Origin of the sequence: Peredibacter sp. HCB2-198 (genome assembly GCF_045999315.1) — a bacterium.
Lineage (GTDB): Bacteria > Bdellovibrionota > Bacteriovoracia > Bacteriovoracales > Bacteriovoracaceae > Peredibacter.
This window is the reverse complement of record NZ_CP174607.1, coordinates 2,810,926-2,834,089: the sequence shown is the minus strand read 5'-3', so window position 1 is coordinate 2,834,089 and position 23,164 is coordinate 2,810,926. Positions and strand designations below refer to the sequence as shown.

Below are 23,164 nucleotides of genomic sequence, written 5' to 3'. Positions count from 1 at the left end.
GTTAAAATTAAGTCAAGGGTACCTTAGAGAAAAGATAATTGAAAGGTGTCTATAGATTTAGTTTAAGTCTGCCAGATGCTGCATCGGCCTTATAACGCAAGTAACTTAATGCAAACAATCCATAAGAGAATTTAACCGGAACTCTTAACACTTCTTCCTGGTAACTCTCAAAAAGTGGTCCTTGATAAATCAGGACCTGATTAATAAGTTCTTCGGCCACTAAGCGAGAGAAATCTTCGTTCCACATTTTCTGGGTAAAAAATTTCGACTTTTCGCGAAGCTGAAGATCAATGTAATGGGCCACGTCTTCTTTAAATTTTTTTTGCCCTTCTAAATCAACTTCCTGGGCCAAAGCATGCCACTTTGTTTTGAGTGAACGAAGGTAGTTCTTGGTTAATTTCAAATCAAAAGTAAGACCAAGTTTATCATGGTCCTTCATAAGTCGGTCCATTTCACCCATGGTCACAGTAAGTTCAACCTTAAAACCCTTTGTGGCGAGGGCCACTCTATCGGTTCGAGGCTCGACTTTCACTTTCAGGGCCTCTTCATAAAGCATGTCTTTCGAGAAAGAATTAAGAACATCACGGGCCCATAGGGTCCATCTTTCATCCACACTACTTCTGACTAAAAGAGGAATGTCCTGATAAGTATTCACCCCGAAGAAAAGATCAGGCACACCTGTCATGAGAGCAATGAATTGTGAGGTCTCAAAAATAGGGTCTTCAATTTCACGGGCCTTGATCCACGCTTTGACTTCGGGAATAGTTCCTTGAGGATCGTTCTGAAAACGGAAATGATGACAATAGAGCTTCGCTAAATCGGTTGAAATTCCGGTAGAGCCGACACTCACTGGGAACTTCTGTCTGAAAGTTGTTAGATTTTCTTTTCGACAAATAAGTTCCGTACAGGCCACTTGAACAGTGGAACTATCGGGAACCGCGACGACCTTTTGCTCTTTACCTGTCACTTGATCTTGAACACCTGACATGTTCTTAAAGACAAACGACATGATGTAGCGATTATTCAGATAAGGAGTGAGCATGCGGTAGTCTTCAACTTCTCCGCCCCATGAACAGAAAGCGCGAAAATTTTTAATCACCTGATCGAATTCACGAGACCGTGCTTCTTCTTTTTCAGTCGAGGTCTTCACGGCCATTGTGGCAAATGGAGAAGACTCCACCGTCGGAACCATTTCTGAACGAGGATTCTGATAATAGTGCTGAAAAGACTGCTCAAGATTTCTCAGAGAAAAAATGGTGAGGTTTTTTGAACAGTAATTTTTCAATAGATTATTCGTAAGGCGTTTATAATCACCCTCGTTAATTTCCATCTTTTTAGCATAGGCACCGATGGCCTTAATAGTCGTATCAATTCCAATGTACTGAAGAGTGGCGGCCACCGCACGTTTGGCCTGTTTTTCCTGCCAAGGAGTCGCATAAGTAGAAGGTGCGAGATACCCACAACTTTCAACCAGCAATTGCCCGCTCTCATAGGTACTTTGATAAAGCTTTACCTTCTTATTTTCCCCTTCTTTGGACTTATCATAGATGTCACTGAAGACCTTTTGAAGCGGATCAGTTTGAATTTCGGTCTGGGCCTCACCCATAAGAATTCCCTCCACCGGCACCAGGGCCTGGGCAGAAAAACTTAAGAGGAATAAGGAGAGACCGACTATTTTAATCATATTCATTACATATCTTTTTAAACTTATCGGAAAATATTTCGATAGGTTTACTATGAAGATTTTGCTTTTAGGTCTCTTACTACTGGGGCAGGCCCATGCTGCTGAAATTGATCTTCCTATCAGGTCTGATGGGGGCTCGGTCAGCTATTCCACCCCTGATCTTTTAGGACGTCGAGGAGAACTGATTCCTCCTCCGAGTATCTATGATCTGGAAGAGCTAAACCGCGTGCTCTTTAGTGAAAGACGCCTTCAGAGTGATGAACTTAAGAAGGTGAAATACTTTTTGATTAATGGAGATATCCGAAAGGCCCGGGCCCATTTACTAAAACTCACCTTCACTCAGACCAAACTGAAACCCATTGTTCACCGGTATCTCGCGATCCTGCATTTTATTGATGGTGAATTTGCAAAATCTTATCACTACTTAAGTCAGCCTGAGCTGCAGAACATTCCGCAATTTGCAAAAATTTGTACTTTAAAAGTTTTGAATCAAATCGTGTTGGATAAGACCAGAGATCTTGAGTCAGATTGGAACCGTTGTCGTGTAGAGAACGTTTTTAATCTTAAGGCCCTTAACATGGTCTGGTTGGATACCTTAGTTCAACTAAAAATTGCACCGGTAAAAGGTGTTACCGAAGTACCTTTTAAGACCGTGAGACTAGCGGCCTTTGAGCGTGATGAGGCCAAGGTGATGATGAAGCTCGCCCTGTATCTCAATCAGGAAAAACTTCTTCTCTCACAAATTCCTGAGCTCACGGTGGAACAACTTCAGGACCCGGAAATCCGTGAACTCGCGGGACAAATTCTTTTCCGCACAGGGGCCCTTGCGAAGTCTTACAAATATCTTGAAGACCTTAAGTCTCCCAACGCTGAGAACATCAAAGGGAATTTGTACGTTTTAAGAAACAAGTATGAGCTTGCCTACGCCCAGTTTAAGCTCGCGCTTGAGCAAAAACAAAACTCACAAAATGCGATGGAGAGACTTCTTCCTCTTGCTTGGCTTCTCGGTGACTGGGAAGGCGGAAGTATTTACGCTGAACGGGTCATGGCCTCGCCTCAGACTCAGATTAATAAAATGACACTCAATGCGGCCTTCTTAATGCAGAAAGGTGACTACACCGGCGCCAACACGGTTTTAGATGCTATTGCACAGCGCTCTCGACGAGGAACTGATCTTGAGGTCACTCAATTGGGAAGTTTCACGGCCCTCATGCAAAATCATCCTGACAATATGAAAAAACAGGCCTCTCTAAGTTGTTCACAATATGACATTATTAATTGCTGGGTCCTTTTTCAACTAGGCCAATGGGACACTTTTCCTTTAACAGTGAGACGTGAAGACAAACTCACTGATAAGAAAGAATGGGAACAGCTCATTAAAGAAGATTTGAACCGGCCCTTGAAAGAAACTGTTTACGTGAACCAACTAGATATAGAAGAGATGGATGACAAACTCATACAGCTTATCCCAAACTCGCCCTAGAATTCTTTTTATTCACGGTCTGAATAATAATTCAGACAGCTTCCGCCCTATCATGCAGTTTTTTAAGTCCCGTGGATTTGAAACTGAATTCATGGTTCTTCCAGGCCATGCTGATAAACGACTTCACGGGCAGGAATTCAAAAACTCTCTGGAACTATTTGACCAAAAAATGAGGACCCTGCCAGAGGGACCTTATTACGTCATCGCCTTCTCACACGGAGCACTTTATCTTCAGCTTTGGATGGAAAAAAATCCTGATCACCGGCCCCTGAAACAGGTCCTACTTGCTCCGGCCTTTTACACTCATCAACAGACCCTGATGAGGTATGTTTTAGGGCTTCTTCCCTCTTTCCTATGGATCAAAAGTTTTTCACCAAAAGAATTTCGGCGCTATGAATATTTAACTGTGGCCGATTATCGGATGCTCTTAAAAGGAATGGTGACACTTCATAAGATGAACACTCCTTTTAAAATTCCTACCATGGTGATGATTGATCCCCAGGATGAACTCGTCGATGCGGAATCACTCAAGCGTGAAGTAGAAAAGAAGAACCAATTGAATGTGATTTTTTACGAGAGAAGCTATCTGCAGAAAGGACTGGGGAGTCATCATATTCTGTTTCATCCCGATTATTTTCTCCCCAATGACTGGACACTTTTCATGTCCAGCATTGAAGATTTTTTTCGAAGTCCTGAATTAAGAAACCATTCTTAGACGATCGTTGTCCTTAGATTTTAGCTCCACCACTTCACCCATTGGGCCCTCTCCACCGGCAACAAAGCGTTTTAAACTCACCACTTGTTCCTTTAAGCATTCGGCCTGAGAAGACATCTCAGAAGCAGATGAGGCGACTTCTTCAGATGAAGAAGCGTTGGATTGAATGGCGGCGTCCAAGTGATTCATGGCCTTGGTGATCTGTTCAATTCCATTGGCCTGCTCTTGCGAGGCGGCCGAAATTTCAGAGTTAAGGCCCGCCACTTTTTTAACGGCACTCACGATCTTCGTCAGCGATTCTCCGGAAGTTCCGGCAACGATGGAACTGTGACGTGTTTTATCAACGTTTTCTTTAATAAGACCATTAATGTCCTTGGCCGCAGATGCAGAACGGCCAGCAAGATTTCTTACGGCATCAGCTACAACCGCAAAGCCTTTGCCTTGTTCACCTGCACGGGCGGCTTCAACGGCCGCGTTAAGGGCAAGGAGGTTCGTTTGGAAAGCGATATCGTCGATCACATTAATGATTTCTTCGATCTTCTTAGAGGATTTCGCCATTTCTTCCATCGAACCAATGAGTTTTCGAATCTCCTGCTCACCTTCTTCAGCGGCCACTAGAGAGTCTTGAGAAAGCGTGTTCGCCTCTTTGGCGTGGTCAGAGTTTAGTTTTACCATTGAAGAAAGCTCTTCCAATGAAGAAACAGTTTCTTCCAGGGAGGCCGCTGATTCAGTGGCACCTTGAGAAAGCTGAGAAGAGGCAGAAGTCAATTGCTCTGAGGCCTGGGCCACTTGAGTTGAAGAGTTATCAATCTCAAAAGTGATGGAATCAATGAGAGTCGTAATTTTGCGGGCAATGAAAAAGCCCATCGCAATGGCACAAAAAATACATGAAACAGAGGCCACCAGGTTGATCCAATTTGACTCTGTATAGGCCTTCACGGCCGCCGCATATTTCTCTTCACCAAGCTTGGTATGGTAAGTGTCCAGGGCCTCAAGTTGGGCGTACATATCAAGACGGATTTCACGGTAGCGGCCATCCAAAAGATCAATGGCCTTAACCAAGTTTTCTGGCTCCATGGTATCCACCAGGGCCTCAAACTGACGAGCATAGATCATGAACTCGTCCCAGGTCTTAAAAAACTTTTCAACCATTTCCTTCTCACCTGGAGAGAATTCATCTGCTAGATATTCTTTTCTCACGCCTTCAAACTTATTGAAGTTATCATTGGCCGATTTCAAAAGACGTTTTACGTGCTTTTCCTCACGAGACATATAAGCACGCATGAGATAGCGGTTCGCCTCATTCCCGTAGTTATAGAGCTTCGTGACTCTTTTAAGATTTTTTGTGACAGTTGTGCTGATGAAGTTAAAGTCTTTATACACGGCCTGCATCGAATAGTAGCCCATCAATGCGACCACAACAACGAAAGCGGCAATGGTCAGAAAGCCCAGTAGTAATTTTCCTTTAAGACTTGCTTTTTGAAGCATACACGTGTTCTCCTCAATGAATTCACTAAGCTTCTCGGAAAAACTACGTAGTATTTAAGGAAAAATTAGACAGGAATCAAAACTAAAAGCCTCAACTTAATGTTGAGGCTTAAATTCTTTACCATCGAAATGGAAAATAACTTCTTTGTCTTCGTACTTGGTTTTGAGATTCACTGGTCGGCGCCAAATAGCGTACAGGTTTCGTAGAGTTTCATTGGCAAAACCTACATCCAGATCCACCCCGTAGTGAACATGGTTTAAAAGCAGTTCCTTACGGTTCATATAGTTTCCATCTTCCACTTCAATGATCGGTTGACCAAAGTTTGTAAGCTGAGACAGAAGCTTCTGTTTAATCGCCAGGAAGTCCTTAGAATCAATTTCGAAGCGACCCGTGCGAGGGTTGTACTTATAAGTGAAGAGCTGCTGACGTTCGCAGAATTCAGGCGTTAAAAACTCGTCAATAAAAGAGATATCATTGTGAGATTTACGGACCTCAAAAATCTTCTCCCTACCTTTTCCAAGTTTTGTGTCCCAACGAAGCTTCTCAGTCATGTCAGTGCACTCATTGTACTCTTTCCCGAACATTCCGCGGTTCCAGCGGTATTCGATATCACGCATAAGCTCAATACCGACCTTATAAGGGTTGATGTTTTGCTTACTCATGGCCATGACACCGGCGTGCTTATCAGCGAATTCTACAATCTCTGAAGCATCCAGGGCCTTTTGAGTCATGATGGTTGAGTGCCAGTAACTTGCCCAGCCTTCGTTCATGATTTTCGTCAGACGTTGAGGCAGGAAGTAATAGGCCTCTTCGCGAAGAATACCGATGATATCGGCCTGCCACTCTTCAATCGGAGCGTGCTGAATCAGATAGCCTAGTAAATCTCTGGTTTTATAAGTCAGCGGTCTTTCCGCCACAACCAGATCTTCCTCTTCTACTTTCTTCTCTTCTTTTTTGCTTGAACGGGCCTTTGATCTCATGAATGATTTCAGGGCCTGAGAACGGTCATCGATCAGATAACCATCGTCTTCGTTTTCGGTCTTTTGTTGAACGATTTGTTCTTCACGACGGCGCTTTAGGGCCGTTGTTTCGAAAAGCTCATTGATATCCAGAAGGTTTTCAAGAGAAAGAACCTTATCAATAAAACTCTCAACCGCATCGTGGCCATAACGTTCCATGTAACGACGGATCTTCGTTCCATGGTTGGCCATCACGTCCATCATTTTACGATTGGTATTCGAGAACCAAGCATTGTTCTTAAAAAAATCATTGTGCCCATAAACGTGGGCCATCACAATTTTCTGATCGACCCAGTTATTTGCCTGAAGAAGATAGGCGTAACACGGATCGGTGTTAATCACCATCTCATAAATTTTCTGAAGACCGTAGGTGTAGCCTTTTGAAAGCTGATCATAATCCATCCCGAATTTCCAATGAGGATAACGAGATGGGAAACCACCTTGAGCGGCCAGAATATTGATCGTATCGTAATCACAAACTTCAAAAACCTGTGGAAAGAAATCCAAACCGTATTGAATGGCATGGCCTTCAATCTCATTTTTGAGAGCTAGAAGTTCACCAGTGATGGGCTTCGAGCGGTTCATTATTTTCCTTTACCTAAAAACTCTTTAATCGAGTCCAGGATTCCTTCTTTGTTTTTAATCTTACTCAGGGTGAGTTTATCGGAAGTCGTGCCATACTTCGCCGCCAGATCTTTATAGAATTGGCCCGAACCATAACGGCTTTCCACTTGCCCGTAACAGAAGTTATTTGAAACCGGAAGAATGACCTTATCCAGGAGTTCAAGACAAAGCTTAGTATCGTCTGCTGACCAGTTATCACCGTCTGAGAAATGAAACGGATAGATGTTCCACTCATTCGGGTTATAGTCTTTTTCAATGATCTCTTTACAAAGATTATAGGCAGAAGAAATCAAAGTACCGCCAGACTCACGTGTTCTGAAGAACGTATGCTCATCTACTTCTTTGGCAGTGGCATCGTGAATGATGTAACGGATTTCGATGTCTTTGTACTGAGACTTGAGCCAAAGGTTGATCCAGAAGGACTCTGTACGAACGATTTCCTTCTGCTCGTCCCCCATTGAACCTGATACGTCCATCATGTAAATCACGACTGCCGCGTTCTGCATCTCCACTTTCGTGTCGGCCGAACGGTAACGGAAGTCACGACGGATAGGAATCACCGCCGGATTTTCTGGATCGTAGGAATCTGTCGCAATTTGGCGCTTCAGGGCCTGCTTATAAGTACGACGAAGGTGGCGAAGTGAATCAGGTCCAGTGGTTCCGATATTGGTATAACGGTCCACAACACTTTGAAGTGATTTCTTCCCTTTTGGTTCAATGTTTGGAAGCTCAAGTTCCTCACCTAGAATGCGCGCAAGCTCCTCTAGAGAAAGCTCTACTTCAAGTTCCTTATTACCTTCACCTTCTCCGGCCTCACCTTGTCCAGGCTGACCATTTGGATCCTGCTGGCCATCTACCGGGTCCCCAGGTTGACCTTGTCCTTGCCCCATTCCGCCCTGGGATTTATCACCGAAACGGAAACGAGGGATATCAATGGAAGGCATAGGGACCGTAAACTGGTCGGTCCCTTTAGGAATAATTTGATTACCTTGAGAAACATACCGACGAAGATTTTCACGGATTTTACCCTTAACAATCTTCCGGAATCGGGCATGGTCTCGTTTAATCGGATGATCCACTCACTTTCCTCTTACGACTTAATTGAGTCGCCTTTAGCAAAGATAGATGCCACGAAGTTCAACGCGTCTGTGGCACAGATGTCACAGTAGTTGAAATTCTTAATCAATCGGCTCTTCACCACTTCAATCTTCTCTTGTGTTTGTTTATCAACCACGTTCGAGATGATTGTTGTTAGCTTGATGGTATCGCGCTGATCTTCGAAAAGTTTAAGTTCAAGAGCACGGTGAAGACGCTCATTCATTTTGTAATCGAACTGCTTGCCTTCGATAGCAAGAGCACCGATATAGTTCATAAGCTCGCGACGGAAATCGTCTTTACGAGACTCAGGAATATCAATCTTCTCTTCGATTGAACGCATGAAACGCTCATCTGCTTCCTCTAACTTGTTAGAGTATTTGTTACGAATTTTCTCTTTCTGAGTGTAGGCCTTAACGTTGTCCACGTAGTTGGCACACAAAGTTTGAATCGCAGACTCATCAACAGAGATCGCCTTCTGAACATCGTTTTTCACGATATCTTCATACTCCTGACGACAAACCGCCAGCATCTCACGGTAGTGGTCCATTTGCTCTGGAGAATTCACCAGTGCATGGTGCTTCAACCCTGATTCAAGTTCATTGAAAACCATGAATGGGTTAAGACAGCCAACGTGACCGTTCTTCACAAGCGCGTTCGAGATTTTATCTTGGATATAACGAGGAGAAATACCTTCAAGACCTTCACGAACTGCTTCTTTACGAAGTTCTTTTACGTTGTCTTCGTTGTAACCAGGAAGTGTTTTACCGTTATAAAGTTTAAGCTTCTGAAGCTTAGTCAGGTCCGACTTCTTCGGCTCTTCCAGACGAGTCAGGATCGCCCATGTCGAGGCCATCTCAAGCGTGTGAGGAGCGATGTGGATGTTTGGAATGGTCTCTTTATTATAGTCTTTTCTATAAATACGAGCTTCCTGATCCAGACGAGTAATATAAGGAACGTCAATCTTCACGGTACGGTCACGAAGAGCTTCCATAAATTCGTTAGATTGAAGTTTTCTATACTCTGGCTCGTTGGTATGACCCAAAATCACAAGGTCAATGTTCGTTTGAGCGAATTTTTTAGGCTTGATTGATTGCTCTTGAGAAGCACCTAGTAGGTCATACAAGAAGGCAACATCAAGTTTTAACATCTCGATGAACTCAACGATACCGCGGTTGGCGATGTTGAACTCACCATCGAAGTTGAACGCGCGTGGATCTGAGTCAGATCCATAGATCGCAATTTTACGATAGTTAATATCACCAGTTAATTCAGTTGAGTCTTGGTTTTTCTCATCTTTTGGTTGGAATGTACCAATACCACGACGGTCTTTTTCAGAAAGGATCAAACGCTTCACACGGATGTGCTTCATCACTTTGTTCCAATCACCGTCATACTTCAGCATGTATTCATTCAGGATGAAACGACAGGCCGGGTTCACTTCACCTTTAATTTTTACTTTGTATGGTGACTTATTAACTTTTGAAAGTTCTGCCAGGAATCTGTCACGAACTTCAGGAGGTAAAAGCTTAAGTGGCTCTTCGTGCATTGGAGATGCGAAAACTTTCTGACCTCCAAGGATCGCTGAACCTTCTTCATCCACCCACTCGTAAGTGTAAAGAGCGCCCTCGTCTGTGCGAGAGTAATGCTCAAGACCTTTTTTGAGGAGACGTGAAACTGAAGACTTTGCAGAACCTACTGGACCATGAAGAAGAAGAACGCGTTTTTCAGTACCATAACCAAGAGCGGCCGACTGGAAGAAGTTCACCATTTTCATTAAGTGAACATCAATACCGAAAATGGCATCTTTTCCATTCTCAAATGGATCGTCGAAGAAGTGGTAACGAGTCACTTCTTTTTTATATTCAGTGTACTGAGAAGTACCGTAGCTCATGATCATGTCATAAATACGTTGGAAAGAATTACGCGCGATCTTAGGATTCTTCATCACTAGGTCTACATACTCTTGAAAACTTCCTTGCCAATGAAGGTGAGAAAAATCTTTCGGATTGTAGTGCTGGGAAATGAAAGACTGGATATCGAAATTGGAGCTTGCCATGGACTTCCTCCCTAAGGCGTTTTAAAGCGGGTACTTGAGAGACCCTTAATTAATTGTACTCACTAAGCGTAACTTCTCCAAACGAATACAACAAGGTGGTAAATCGGCACTTCTTTCCGAGGGAATTTGTCAATCATTCAGAAGTGCCTAAGATTATTGTTTGACTAAAACATGGTTCATTCTATGATTAAATCATCACAAATTTTAACAAGGCCATTATGGGTATTCTTTGTGCTGGTGCCACAGATATTGGGCGTAAGAGAAAAACGAATCAAGATTCAATTTGTTTAGACCATGCCCATCACTTTTTTGCAGTCGCAGACGGCATGGGTGGACATAGTGGTGGCGACATTGCTTCTCAACTATCGGTTAAAGTCATGGGCGAATATCTGGGAAAAAATTCTTCTCAGGAACCACAGACCCTGATGAAAAATCTGATCCAGGAAATTAATCGCTCGATTTTGAAGAAGGCCGAAGAGCAGCCGGAACTTCACGGCATGGGTACCACCGTTTCGGCCGTTCAGTTTTCAGGCCCACAATTGGTGATCGGAAACGTCGGAGATTCTCGGGTCTACATGGTGAACAATCACCATATTTTTCAGCTGACTCGAGACCACTCCTTCGTTCAAGAAAAATTGAATATGGGAATTTATACTCGCGAAGAGGCCGTCAAAGATCCTCAAAAGAACGTTCTCGTTCGTTCTGTGGGTTTTGAACCGGATGTTCAAGTGGACGTTTTTAACTACCGCGTCTGCAAAAATGATATTTTTTTAATCTGCTCTGACGGATTGCACGGAAAAGTCAGTGATGGAGACATCCTCCATATCGTGCAGAGAAACATTTCTGACCCGTCTCGTTGCCAATTATCTGACGTAGAACGGGCCGTGAAAGAACTCATTCAGCAGGCCAACGACAACGGCGGACAGGACAATATTTCAGTCATCCTGGCCGTGGCCCAGGCCTAGTTCTTAATCTAATCTTTTCAATGTTTTGTGTTTTCTTTCGAGAGGCACTGGCTTAAAATATCCTGCATGGATAAGTACTACACCGTAATGGTCATTCCCGAAAAACAAAAAGGGGTTAAGACCTATCGTATACCAACCGTTTTATTTAAGTCCCTCGCCTTCACCATGGTGATGCTCACTCTTCTCATTGGTGTACTGGGATTTAATTATTGGCAAATTCTCCAACAGGTCTACGAGAACAAACATCTTTCAATTGAAAACCGTCAGCTTAAAGAACAGATTCAGCTCTTCCAAATGAAGATGAATACTTTGGGTGACGACTTAAAACGTATCAACACGTTTGAGAAAAAACTTCGCGTGATCACAGGTCTTGAAGAGATTAGCGGCAAAGGACCTTTGTATAAACCAGCTTCGGAAGAATCAAAAGAGTCTTTCACGCTGGATGATCTCAATTCTTCATTAGATCTAAAATTTGATGGTGACATTGAAGATCAACCAAAGTTTAAAGAGCTTAAATCACTTTACGATAAAAAAATTGCGGCGACTCTGGGACTTGAGCGCAGTTATCTTCTTACAAAACAGTGGTCTGATTTGGCCCGTCGAAGCTTCGCTCTCTCTAACGACTACGCCAAGTTTGATTTCAAGTATCATCAGGTAAGAGAAGTGGTTTCAACTATTGAGACCAACATTCACGCTCTCGATCAATATCTTTTGGATAAAGAATCGTTCCTCAATTCAACTCCGACTATTCTTCCGGCCGACGGCTGGATCACCAGTTATTTTGGTCAGCGTATGTCTCCATGGGCCGGTCGTCTTAAAATGCATGAAGGCCTTGACGTTGGTGCTCCTTACGGGACTGCTGTACACGCTCCGGCCGATGGCATTGTAACTTTCTCAGGAGAGAAAGCAGGTTTCGGCAAGTTCGTACAAATTGATCATGGGTATGGAATTGAAACGATCTATGCTCACAATCAATCCCTCAACGTCCGCGCCGGCCAAAAAGTAAAGCGTGGCGCTCTTCTTGCTGGCGTTGGTAACACCGGTCACTCAACCGGTCCTCACTTACACTATGAAGTTCGGGTCAATGGCATTGCCGTAGATCCATTATATTTTATCCTCGATTAAGAAAAGGTTTTCCTATGTTAGATTCAATGATGCGCAAGCTATTTGGTACAAAACAAGATCGTGACATGCGCGCTCTAAGGCCAATTCTGGCGGAAATCAATTCCCTCGAGCCGAAGTACAAGGCAATGTCGGATGATGAGTTAAAAAACCAAACTCAAATCTTCAAAGACAAGCTTAAAAATGGCGCCACAGTAAATGACATTCTTCCAGATGCTTTCGCGGTTGTTCGCGAGGCCGGACGTCGTGTCATGAATATGCGTCACTTTGATGTACAGATGTTGGGTGGTATCACACTTCACCAAGGTAAAATCTCTGAGATGAAAACCGGGGAAGGTAAAACACTTACTGCGACTCTCCCACTTTATCTTAACGCCCTTACTGGTAAAGGCGCTCACCTGGTTACTGTGAACGACTACCTTGCTCAACGTGACTCTCACGAAATGGGTAAACTTTATAACTGGCTTGGACTTACAGTTGGTGTGATCGTTTCAAACATGGACGATGAGGACCGTAAGGCCGCTTATCAAGCAGACATCACATACGGAACTAACAACGAATTCGCTTTCGACTACCTTCGTGACAACATGAAGTTTGATCTTAACGATTATGTTCAACGTGAGCACCATTTCTGTATCGTGGATGAGGTAGACTCAATCTTAATTGATGAGGCCCGTACTCCACTACTTATCTCTGGTCCATCTGAAGGCGACACTCGTCTTTACAGTGTTGTCGATAAGATCATTCCTAAATTAACGAAAGACACTCACTATACAGTGGACGAAAAAGCAAAATCATCAGTTCTCACTGAAGAAGGTATCTTAAAAGTTCAAGAGCTTCTTCAGATCGGTAACCTTTATGATGTTCGTAACATTGAGACTCTTCACCACGTAAACCAGTCTCTTCGTGCTCATACACTTTTTAAAAACGAAGTGGATTACGTTGTTCGTGATGGCAAAGTTATCATCGTAGATGAGTTCACTGGTCGTATGAAAGAAGGTTCTCGTTGGTCTGATGGTCTTCACCAAGCGGTTGAAGCGAAAGAAGGCGTGGAAGTAAAATCTGAAAACCAGACACTTGCTTCAATCACGTTCCAGAACTACTTCCGTCTTTACTCAAAACTTTCAGGTATGACAGGTACGGCCGATACAGAGGCCGACGAGTTCATGAAAATTTACAACCTTGAAGTGGTTGTGATCCCTACTAACCTTCCGATGATTCGTGATGACCAGGCGGATGTGGTTTACGCTTCTCGAAAAGCGAAATACGAGGCCGTGGCAAAACTAATTGAAGAATGTCACAAGAAAGGCCAACCAGTTCTCGTTGGAACCATCTCAATTGAGTCTTCTGAACTTATTTCGAATGTTCTGACGAGTAAGGGCATTAAACACGAAGTACTAAACGCTAAGAACCACGCTCGCGAGGCGGAAATCGTGGCGATGGCCGGTCAACGTGGTGGTGTAACGATCGCCACCAACATGGCAGGTCGTGGTACAGATATTAAGCTCACTCCAGAAACAAAGGCCCTTGGTGGTCTTTTCATCATCGGTACTGAAAGACACGAATCACGTCGTATTGATAACCAGCTCCGTGGTCGTTCTGGCCGTCAAGGTGACCCAGGCCGCTCGAAGTTCTTCCTTTCTCTGGAAGACGATCTTATGCGTATCTTTGGTTCAGACAGAATCAAAGGCATCATGGTGAAGCTTGGTATGAAGGACGATGAGCCTATCGAACACTCGATGATCACAAACGCCATTGCAAAAGCGCAGAAGAAGGTTGAAACACACAACTTTGATATTCGTAAGCACCTTCTTGATTTCGATAACGTGATGAATGAGCAACGTAAGGTGATCTATAAGATCCGCCGTGACATTCTAAACGATGAAGGAAACCTTGAGCTTGTTCAAGACTTCATTGATGAAGTGGCCTTTGAATTGGCCGCTCAGTATCAGCCTGAGAAGAAAGGAACTGTTCGTGACTTCCCTTGGGAAGAAATCAATCAGGCCGCTAAAAACGCTTTCGGAATTGAGCACACTCTCACTCCGGAAGAATGTTCTCAAAAGCATAAAGGTGACCTGGCCGAATACCTAAAAGAAACAGGTGCCGCTGCTATCCAGAAGAAGTTTGAAGGATTCGATCAAGAGCAAGTGAAATACACTTACCGCGAAGTACTATTGGCGACTTTCGATCAGTTCTGGAAAGACCATCTTCTTGCTATGGACCACCTTAAAGAAGGTATTAACCTGCGCTCTTACGGCCAGAAAGATCCTCTGGTTGAGTATAAGCGTGAGGCCTTCACTATCTATGAGAACATGAAGTTTGCGATCAAGCGTGCTGTTATTGAACGCATCTCGCACATCAAGCTCATGACACCAGAAGAAATCGAGGCCATCCACCGTGAACAGGAGAGAATTCTCCAGGCCCAATTAAAGGCCCACCAGGACGCCATCGCCGCTGAAGCAATGGCCGAGGAAAAAAAGATTATTCGTGCTACAGTTAAAGTAGGACGTAATGATCCTTGTCCTTGTGGTTCGGGGAAAAAATTTAAGTCTTGTCACGGAGCTTAGTACATTTATAAGCGAGCGCGACTAACACTCGCGCTCTTTTAACACTGAAGCAGGGATTGCTGATGAGTTCTAATAAGAAGGATCTTACTCGAATTGAGGACCTTGGTGAATACATTCACGAGCTGAATGCTGACGAGGAACTCCCACCTGAACCCGATTTCCCCTCTGAGCTTCCTGACTTACCTGAAACTCCAGAAGATGAAGTAGAAACTTCCTTTGAAACAAGCTTTGAAACAGACTTTGGTGAAACCACTGAAGAACCTTCAACTTTTGAAACAGATGACATTCAATTTGGAACAGAGACCACGGAAGAAGCCACAGATTTTGGAACTGATGCTTTTTCGACTGAAGAGGAACCGGCCTTCGAATCAACATTTGAGGCGACTTCTGAACCAGAATTTGCTTCAGAACCTGAACCTGAGTTCACCTCTGAACCAGAACCAGAATTTACTCCAGAACCGGAACCAGAACCTATCTATACTCCTCCAAAACATGAGTACAAGGCCCCCGAAAACTTTGAAGACCTGAAGAAGTTCTCTGAGAGTTCAAGCTTCACAGGCATGGCCAGTGAAGGAAACCCATCATTCAGCGTACTCATTAAGAATGTTCGCTTTATTGAAGATGTAAAAGACATCATTACTCTTCTGAAAGAGCTCAATATTCTGATGGACCCGGAAGAACAAATGAAAAACCGTCTGATGCGCGGAATGCTTTTGGTTCCTCGAATCTCGGAATATGCGGCCATCTTCCTCGCCCACAAGCTACGTCGTTTCGACATTGATATTCAAGTCGGGCTTTCGGATGAAATTCATCCTCCGAAGCACCAGGAAGTTCCTGAAACAGGAATTGTCTCTAAATTCAGCCTTTACCAAAACCAATCTCATAGCTTTCATTTTGATGATCCAAAACTTGAGCTTTCACAGATCATTGTGTCTGCGACCTCAGGTCTTGAGGGTTATCAGGTCATGAAGTATATGGGTGTGGCCTCAGAACATAAGATGCTCGACAGTCACATTGTGGAAGATGAAGGCTCGGAAGAAATTCCTCGTCACTATCAAGAACTGGCCCAAAAACTTAAAGCGCACGCACTTAAGGCCCACTCTAATGCTGTGGTGGGACTCAATTATCAACTGACTCCGATTCCATCTGAATTTGGAATTGGTGGTTACAAATATCGTCTAACCTGTACGGGAAATCTGGTCTGGGTCAATAAACTATGAAGTCTTATGAAGTGGTAATCGTTGGTGGAGGCATCAACGGTTGTGGTCTTATCCGTGACCTGGCGTTGAACGGAGTTTCTACTCTCTTAATTGATAAAGGTGATTTTGCTTCTCAGACCTCGCAAGGATCTTCGAAGATGCTTCACGGAGGAATTCGCTACCTTGAAAACGCGGATTTTGCTCTCGTGCAAGAAGCACTGGAAGAAAAGAACCTCTGGTTGAAGCTCACTCCTCACCTGTGTTTTGAGCGGGATTTTTATCTTCCTCTTTATAACTACTCTAAGTACGCCCCTTGGATGCTCAAGGCCGGTCTATTTCTTTATGATTTCCTTTCGCACTTTCAGAATCGCCCTCATGGAATGCTCACCCCAGAAGAAACCATTCAGAAAATTCCTTCACTAGATCCCAAGGGACTACGTGGTGCTGGTAAATACTATGATGGTGTGGTTGATGATGCGAAACTGACTCTCGAGTGCCTCTATGATGCTCTCCTTGAACCTTGTGCCCATGCTTTAAGTTATCATGAAGTCACTTCCACAGTTAAAGTGGCCGATGGTTATGAAGTGACTTATCAGTCGGTCTTCACTCCTCATAAAGAGACAGTGAAGGCCAAGTTTGTGGTTTTCACCACTGGCCCGTTCACTGACAAACTTCTTCCAAAACTCAACATCCCATGGACCCCTCAGTTGGTTCCTTCAAAAGGAATTCACCTTTGGCTTAAAGAAGGCTCTCTTGAGGCCCAGGGCTCGGTGGTTCTCACCACAAAAGATAACCGTGTTGTATTTGTCATTCCACAACGTCACTCGATTCTGGTTGGGACAACTGAAACTCCGGTTGATCAGGACATGTTCAATATCAAAGCGTCTGAGAAAGAAGTTCATTATCTTCTGGATGTGCTCAAACAGTATTTCCCGAATTCAAACCTTACCAAAGACTCTATTATCTCGACCTTCGCAGGAGTTCGTCCCCTCGTACGTGAAGAAGGGGCCGATGAGGCATTAGGGAAAGTGTCTCGTTTTCACAAAATCTTCCGTCCCGATCAATTTACCTATGTCCTCATCGGTGGAAAATACACAACCTTCCGTCGCATGACTCAGGAACTGGCGCAGGAAATTGTTCCTCGCCTAGGTAAGGCCTATCATCCCAATTATACGCTTAATCCTCTGAGGCAGCATTCAGTCATGCCAACTTTTGGAGAGAAGCCGAAGCTCACTCTAGAGATGGTGAAGAAAATTATCAAGACCGAAAAAGTGACGACCTTTGAAGATCTAGTGAAACGCAGACTTTCCATCCTTGAAGATCCTCATCACATGAAAGATGTGATGGGTATTCCAGTGGAAGAAGTGAAGGCGCTATTTTCATGACGCGAATTTACTACGCCGGCGTAGTAAATTTGCGTCATTCGCATATGAAATAAAAAACCTAGGCCCTCAATTATATCAAGACGACTAATTCCCTCTTCATTAGTTTGTCTCAATGAATTTAAAACATCTCACTGATAACACCCTTCTCTCCGACACCAAACGCCTTGCTCGCCTTGAGCGAGAAACAATGACAAAAATTCTTCATCACTTAAAAGAAATTGAACGGAGAAAGCTTTTTTGTGATCTCGGTTATCCAAACATGCTGGAATATGCGGTTAAGGAACTTGGATATTCAGAGCCATCGGCCAGTCGAAGAATAAACGCTGCCAAGCTCCTCAAAGAAATTCCTGAAATTGAGGAGAAAATTCAGAGCGGAGTCTTGAATCTGACCAATCTAGGACAGGCAGCAGGATTATTTAAAAAGGAAAAAATTAATGAACCAACCAAGAAGAAAATCATTTTAAAAAAATTAGAAAACAAGACCAAGCGACAGGCAGAAAAAATTTTGGCCGAACTCTCCCCCATGCCTTTTCCAAAAGAAGGCATCAAGGTCATTTCCCCAACCTATCAACAACTTAAGATCAATATTTCAGATGAGACTTTAGAAGAACTTGAAACGGCAAAAAATCTTCTAGGGCATTCAACTTTTGACGACAGTTTTATGAGGAAGCTCTCCCGTTACGCACAGGAGAGCATTCGATATCGAAAATTTAAAATTAGAATCGGTAACCAAGTCCAACCATAAGACGTGGTCCGCCCACTGTCTTATTGAACTTATTGAAAGCATCGTCTTCACCGTAGCTCTCTGAACGATAGTAGTAATCCAAGAGCGCACGGGCACCGAAGCCACGTTGAGTGTAGAACTTATAACCAAAACCAACAGAGAAGCCGGCAGTGCTTCCGGTGGCAGAAAATTCATTTCCACCGGGATTTTCCTGGCCAGGAGAATAAGTCGATTTCACTGAACCAATGTTGGCCCCTAAGTGAAAATAAGGAATGAAGTCGAGGGTCTTACTTGGAAGTTTTGTCGGGTGCCAGTTCACACCAAGAGCAAACTCAGTCACATCATTCGTCGTAGATGCGCCTTGATAGGCCTGACTGTTTTGGCGCATGAGATTTACCTCCGCTTGAAGCGAGAAATGCGAATACCATTCACGCTCTTTTTGCGGATAATACTCTCCACCAAGACCGATATGGTGATAAGACTGAGAGTTATTAAAAGAGTTCGACCCTGAGTCTGTCTTAGTACTTGAAGTCAGTCCCGAAATATTGAGGACACCAAATACCTCGATGTTTTTTTCCGGAATAATTGTCGGAGTATTGCTCTCCTCCAGGGCCTTAAGATCAGCAGCTGTAAGGGCATCGTCAGCACCGGCACCTGCGGCCAGGTCCTGAGCACCATCGGCCAGTGGAATTCCTAATTGAGTTGGATCGGCCGCCGCACGAGTCGGAGTATCTTCCTGAACCAGGGCCTGAGATTCATCTTTGGTGATCTTCACGGCCGGAGAAATTTTCAGCGTCATCACTGAATCATTCACGATGAAATCAGCATTCACCAGACGGTAAACAGACCACACCGAGCGAGTGGGAGAAACTCTCACACAAACTGCACGGGCAACAATTCCGGCCGTCACAATGAATTTTGCATGATCACCTTCAACCAGACCGTCTTCAGTCCCGCGGTTCACCATAATGGTCTTACGAGACTCAGAAGTCTTCACCACTCGGACAGTGAGTTTTTCATCTACTTCAAGACCCAGGGCCGGTAGAGAAATCACTAAAAGCAACAATGCAAAAATCTTCATCTTTCCCCTTAAAAAGAATAGGCCAGAGCGAAGTTCAACTTCCCTTCAGCAACACTGGTCTGATCAGGCAATACTGATCCCAGTTTACTCTGCTCATATCGATCTAATTCTAATCTTTCCATACTGGCCGCCACTCGGAGGGCCAGATTATTTTTAAAGTTGTACTTCATGCCTGCGCGAAACCCTGGAAGAGAAAGAACTGTATAGTTTGCCTTCTCTTCTACTGTCGGGGCCTCCACACTTGCCCAACCACTGCGCAGATAAACACCTAAAAAAACCACCGGGGCTTCGATCACATAAGGCGCATACAAAGGATACCAGTTGGCACCACCAGTGAATGAGTACTCATCCACATTGGCGTTGTTCCCGGAAGCATCGAAGGCGGTCTTGTTCGATCGAACGGTGGCGTTCAAGGTAAAACGCTCTAAGATATCGTGCTTTAAAAAAGGAACGGCCTCAAAATCGAGATCCACCGAGTATCGGGTATCACGACGATAACGAGTGTCTTTATCTGTCTGAGGATCATTAAGTCCCAGACCGTATTCCAGATACACCGTATATCTATTGGGATTAGACATCACATAGTCACGACGATCTTTTTCTTGAAGAACAGAAACTTGCTTTAGTTTGCTTCCTAGTTCCTCGTCTGAGAAATCTTCCGACCAACTGTCGCCCTTCTCTAAGATCGCGCGATAAAGCTTAGCATCTCCCGCCGCCCTCTGAGATTGGTTCGATAAAAATGATTCGTACTCTGTGCTGAAGTTAGAACGTTTTCTGAATTCATTACTAAAGTCAGACTTCATCTGCTCATCATAGAACTGATCATAGCTAAACTTAGGATCATTTACTTTTTTGAGATACCCAGTCACAAGTTTCTCAAAAGTATTGAGATTCAGCTCGCGACGGAAATCATCCTGAGAAGGACTCTTATAAAGGGCCGTGCGGTACTTCTCATCTTTAAATTTTTTCCAACCTTCTACGTCCACGAGATCAATGTCGTTGTCAGAACGCATCTCTCTCTTATGAAGGTCGGCAATTTCCGGATACTGATTTTTTAATTTTGCGATTCGATCTTTATCATCACTCAAGGTCTTCTGGACCTCAAAAGCACGTTTGTCTTTATTAGTAACGATACTGATTCGACCCAGGCGCGGGTCACGTCGACCACTAAGCATCGCCGACTCAGCGAGGATCAAATACTTCTGGCCCTTCACCATAAGCTCAGCATCGTAGACCTTATAAAGGATCCACACTGAGTTACCGGTATTGATTTTGATATTGCGGGCCTTTGCCACGGGAACCAGACGAAGATCACGAGTCTCTAAATCGCGGATCTCTTTAACAATGACCGCATAATCGCCCTCTTTTACTCCGTCATGGATGCCAAGATTAAACAGAGCGGTTTGTCCGCTGGAAGACTGCCCAAGAAGAACGGCCCCATTTAACGCCCATACGGGAGCTATTGTGACCATAAGCAGCACAAGATTGATCAACATCCATTTAATCAAGTTCATAAAATTATTGTGACAAAGAAACAACGTGATGAAAACACTCAATTTACGAGCAATGTCATAGGACCACTCGCTCTCTTTAAGTCCTTGATAAAGCGTTGCAAAAACTCTATAACAGAGTACCAGTTCAAAAAGGAAATTTCATGAAACGCAGACGCGAGAAAATTACTTATAACTACGAGTGCTCACTTACTGGTGAACAATTCGTAACAACAGAAAAAGCTCCACATCCGAAGGACCTAGTTTCAGTTAAGGCCTATTATGAAATGAATCCAGATATGGATGATCGTCCGGCCGTTATCAAAAAGAAACTTGGTATCGCTACATCTACTGAAGAAAAACAATAATAGAGGTATTCCGTGGAAACACGTAAAGTCATTATTATCGGAACCGGCCCTGCTGGTTTAACTGCTGCTATTTATACTGGTCGTGCTGACCTTAAACCTCTTGTGCTTGAAGGGCACGAGCCTGGTGGACAACTTACTCTTACAACAGAAGTGGAAAACTTCCCTGGGTTTGAGCACGGAGTGATGGGTCCTGAGCTTATGGCGAGCATGAAAAAACAAGCTGCTCGTTTCGGCGCTGAATTCCAATCTCTCATGTGTACAGACGTAGATCTTTCTAAGCGGCCATTCACAGTGACTGCTTCGAACGGCCAGACTTACCTTGCTGAGACAGTGATCATTTCAACAGGTGCTTCAGCTAAGTGGCTGGGTCTTCCGAATGAAAAAGAACTCACTGGTCGTGGTGTTTCTACTTGTGCCACTTGTGACGGTTTCTTCTACCGTGACAGAATCGTTCACGTTGTGGGCGGTGGTGACACGGCAATGGAAGACGCTACTTTCATCACGAAGTTCGCCAAGAAAGTTTATATCGTTCACCGTAAAGACACTCTTCGTGCTTCAAAGGCCATGCAAGACCGTGCTTTCAATAATCCTAAGATTGAGTTCCTTTGGGACACAGTTGTTTCTGAAATTAAAGCTGGTCCAGCGGGTGTCTCTTCAATCGTAGTTGAGAACCTTAAAACAGGTGAGAAACATGAGCGTGAAACTGATGGTCTTTTCTACGCCATCGGACACAATCCAAATACGGCGTTCTTAAAAGGTCAGATCACTCTAGACGATCACGGCTTCATCAAAACTCAGAACGGTCCTGAAACAAATATCCCAGGCGTATTCGCTTGTGGTGACGTTCAAGATTCTTACTACCGTCAGGCCATCACGGCCGCGGGTTCTGGTTGCCAAGCTGCCATTAAGGCCGAGAGATTCCTCGAAGGTCACTAAGAAGTGGTCCAAAAAATTCTTCAATACAAAAATAAATTTTTAGAGTTCTACCAGCACCATGAGGTGCTGGTCTCTATTATCGTTTTCTGCGCGGGATTTCTGTTTGATGTTCTGACCCTGGGACGAATTGATGATCTTTTAAATCTCGTTCAGCAGGCGATCTATCTCACCATATTGGGAACACTTCTTATCTGTGAAATTCGTATCACGATTGGAACCCTGACTCTGTCCGAGCGAGGTCAGAAATTCTGGGAGTATCATAATCTGGTCGTGCATTTCCTGTTTGGTTCCCTACTCTCGGCCTACACCATTTTCTTTTATACTTCGGCCTCGGCGATAACTTCGTTCTTCTTCATCGTACTTCTTGCGGGACTTATGCTCGCCAATGAGATTCCGAAGATCCAGGAACTGGGCCTTCCGGTACGAGTGATCCTCTACAATATCTGTGTCATGAGTTACTTCGCTTTCTTCTATCCTATTTTGATGGGGCATGTGGGAGCGATACCTTTCTGGCTCGGAATGATCAGCTCCGGTACGGTGATGCTTTTAGTTTGGAAATTGAACTTCAAGGGCAAAGAGCACGTTCATTTACTCAGACGCCACGTTTTAATTCCAGCAGTAGCAGTACACTTGGTTTTCCTCGTTGGTTACTACACTTCACTTATTCCACCGGTCCCAGTGGCCGTGAAAAAAATCGGCGTTTATTACGAGGTTCAAAAGGTCGACGGCAAGTATATCGGTAAACACCTTCGTCCATTTTGGAAGATTTGGGGCAAGGGTTCTCAGGAATTTCTGGCCCGAACTGGCGACAAGGTCACTATTCTATTATCAATTTTTTCCCCAGCGAGATTTCAGGACCAGGTATTTTTGAAATGGTTCTATGATGACCCCAAGCGCGGGTGGGTGCTGGAAGACACCATCCCCCTCAATATTTTAGGTGGACGAGACGAGGGCTTTCGAGGCTTTGGTTCTAAACAATTCTATCACTTAGGCAATTGGCGGGTCGTTGTGGAGACCTCAGATGGCCGTGAAGTAGGCCGAATTAACCTCGAAATCAAGGAAGATCACAGCATAGAAGAAAGAAATTATCAGGACGATATCTTCTAAAAAACTGAGAGTTTCTCACAACTTTTTTTCCCCTTTGACACTCCCCCTGAAA

General features: G+C 44.1%; 18 protein-coding genes. 11 read left to right on the top strand and 7 right to left on the bottom strand.

What is annotated here, in order from left to right; all coding sequences use genetic code 11:
• Positions 1–49 precede the first annotated feature (49 nt).
• A complete protein-coding gene (locus ACJVC5_RS14350) occupies positions 50–1,684 on the bottom strand; it encodes a hypothetical protein (protein ID WP_408096217.1) in 1,635 nt (544 codons plus the stop codon).
• Between the two features lie 52 nt (positions 1,685–1,736).
• Here ACJVC5_RS14350 and ACJVC5_RS14345 point away from each other — a divergent pair, with 52 nt between their 5' ends.
• Together ACJVC5_RS14345 and ACJVC5_RS14340 are read left to right on the top strand one after the other, a co-directional pair.
• Complete coding sequence (locus ACJVC5_RS14345; protein WP_408096216.1) at positions 1,737–3,167, top strand: tetratricopeptide repeat protein; 1,431 nt, start codon at positions 1,737–1,739, stop codon at positions 3,165–3,167.
• Entirely contained in the window at positions 3,130–3,882 is a 753-nt protein-coding gene (locus ACJVC5_RS14340; protein WP_408096215.1) for an alpha/beta hydrolase, read from the top strand. Before ACJVC5_RS14345 ends, ACJVC5_RS14340 begins: the two co-directional genes overlap by 38 nt.
• Here ACJVC5_RS14340 and ACJVC5_RS14335 read toward each other — a convergent pair.
• The 4 genes from ACJVC5_RS14335 to ACJVC5_RS14320 all read right to left on the bottom strand — a co-directional run bounded on the left by ACJVC5_RS14335 (position 3,865) and on the right by ACJVC5_RS14320 (position 10,168).
• Positions 3,865–5,370, bottom strand: coding sequence for a HAMP domain-containing methyl-accepting chemotaxis protein (locus tag ACJVC5_RS14335; protein ID WP_408096214.1), 1,506 nt, complete (start codon positions 5,368–5,370; stop codon positions 3,865–3,867). The genes ACJVC5_RS14340 and ACJVC5_RS14335 overlap by 18 nt on opposite strands.
• A 96-nt stretch (positions 5,371–5,466) precedes the next feature.
• Positions 5,467–6,975 carry a SpoVR family protein gene (locus ACJVC5_RS14330; RefSeq protein WP_408096213.1) on the bottom strand — a complete coding sequence of 503 codons (1,509 nt, stop codon included), beginning with the start codon at positions 6,973–6,975 and terminating at the stop codon, positions 5,467–5,469.
• Complete coding sequence (locus ACJVC5_RS14325) at positions 6,975–8,093, bottom strand: DUF444 family protein (protein WP_408096212.1); 1,119 nt, start codon at positions 8,091–8,093, stop codon at positions 6,975–6,977. Before ACJVC5_RS14325 ends, ACJVC5_RS14330 begins: the two co-directional genes overlap by 1 nt.
• An 11-nt stretch (positions 8,094–8,104) precedes the next feature.
• Positions 8,105–10,168: a PrkA family serine protein kinase gene (locus ACJVC5_RS14320; RefSeq protein ID WP_408096211.1), complete on the bottom strand. Its 2,064-nt coding sequence runs from the start codon at positions 10,166–10,168 to the stop codon at positions 8,105–8,107.
• A 218-nt stretch (positions 10,169–10,386) separates the two neighbouring features.
• Between ACJVC5_RS14320 and ACJVC5_RS14315 the strand changes: the two genes are divergently transcribed.
• The 6 genes from ACJVC5_RS14315 (at position 10,387) to ACJVC5_RS14290 (ending at position 18,151) form a co-directional block, all read left to right on the top strand.
• Positions 10,387–11,133, top strand: a complete 747-nt coding sequence (locus ACJVC5_RS14315; protein ID WP_408096210.1) for a Stp1/IreP family PP2C-type Ser/Thr phosphatase — start codon at positions 10,387–10,389, stop codon at positions 11,131–11,133.
• A gap of 66 nt (positions 11,134–11,199) precedes the next feature.
• Positions 11,200–12,258, top strand: a complete 1,059-nt coding sequence (locus ACJVC5_RS14310) for a M23 family metallopeptidase (protein WP_408096209.1) — start codon at positions 11,200–11,202, stop codon at positions 12,256–12,258.
• A 14-nt stretch (positions 12,259–12,272) separates the two neighbouring features.
• Complete coding sequence (secA, locus tag ACJVC5_RS14305) at positions 12,273–14,822, top strand: preprotein translocase subunit SecA (protein WP_408096208.1); 2,550 nt, start codon at positions 12,273–12,275, stop codon at positions 14,820–14,822.
• Between the two features lie 62 nt (positions 14,823–14,884).
• Positions 14,885–16,042: a hypothetical protein gene (locus tag ACJVC5_RS14300; RefSeq protein WP_408096207.1), complete on the top strand. Its 1,158-nt coding sequence runs from the start codon at positions 14,885–14,887 to the stop codon at positions 16,040–16,042.
• Positions 16,039–17,406, top strand: coding sequence for a glycerol-3-phosphate dehydrogenase/oxidase (locus ACJVC5_RS14295; protein WP_408096206.1), 1,368 nt, complete (start codon positions 16,039–16,041; stop codon positions 17,404–17,406). The genes ACJVC5_RS14300 and ACJVC5_RS14295 overlap by 4 nt, the downstream gene beginning before the upstream one ends.
• Before the next feature lie 112 nt (positions 17,407–17,518).
• Positions 17,519–18,151 carry a hypothetical protein gene (locus tag ACJVC5_RS14290; RefSeq protein WP_408096205.1) on the top strand — a complete coding sequence of 211 codons (633 nt, stop codon included), beginning with the start codon at positions 17,519–17,521 and terminating at the stop codon, positions 18,149–18,151.
• Here ACJVC5_RS14290 and ACJVC5_RS14285 read toward each other — a convergent pair.
• Both ACJVC5_RS14285 and ACJVC5_RS14280 read right to left on the bottom strand, forming a co-directional pair.
• Complete coding sequence (locus ACJVC5_RS14285; RefSeq protein ID WP_408096204.1) at positions 18,123–19,211, bottom strand: outer membrane beta-barrel protein; 1,089 nt, start codon at positions 19,209–19,211, stop codon at positions 18,123–18,125. The genes ACJVC5_RS14290 and ACJVC5_RS14285 overlap by 29 nt on opposite strands.
• A gap of 8 nt (positions 19,212–19,219) precedes the next feature.
• Entirely contained in the window at positions 19,220–20,725 is a 1,506-nt protein-coding gene (locus tag ACJVC5_RS14280) for a hypothetical protein (RefSeq protein ID WP_408096203.1), read from the bottom strand.
• Positions 20,726–20,865: 140 nt separating this feature from the next.
• Here ACJVC5_RS14280 and ACJVC5_RS14275 point away from each other — a divergent pair, with 140 nt between their 5' ends.
• From ACJVC5_RS14275 to ACJVC5_RS14265, 3 genes are read left to right on the top strand one after another with little or no spacing between them, the layout of a single operon-like run.
• On the top strand, positions 20,866–21,069 hold the full coding sequence (locus ACJVC5_RS14275; protein ID WP_408096202.1) for a hypothetical protein: 204 nt from the start codon (positions 20,866–20,868) through the stop codon (positions 21,067–21,069).
• 12 nt (positions 21,070–21,081) lie between these two features.
• A complete protein-coding gene (gene trxB, locus ACJVC5_RS14270) occupies positions 21,082–22,005 on the top strand; it encodes a thioredoxin-disulfide reductase (RefSeq protein ID WP_408096201.1) in 924 nt (307 codons plus the stop codon).
• Positions 22,006–22,008: 3 nt separating this feature from the next.
• The gene (locus tag ACJVC5_RS14265) at positions 22,009–23,112 is read left to right on the top strand and encodes a DUF2914 domain-containing protein (RefSeq protein ID WP_408096200.1); all 1,104 of its coding nucleotides are present in this window, start codon (positions 22,009–22,011) and stop codon (positions 23,110–23,112) included.
• Positions 23,113–23,164: the final 52 nt, after the last annotated feature.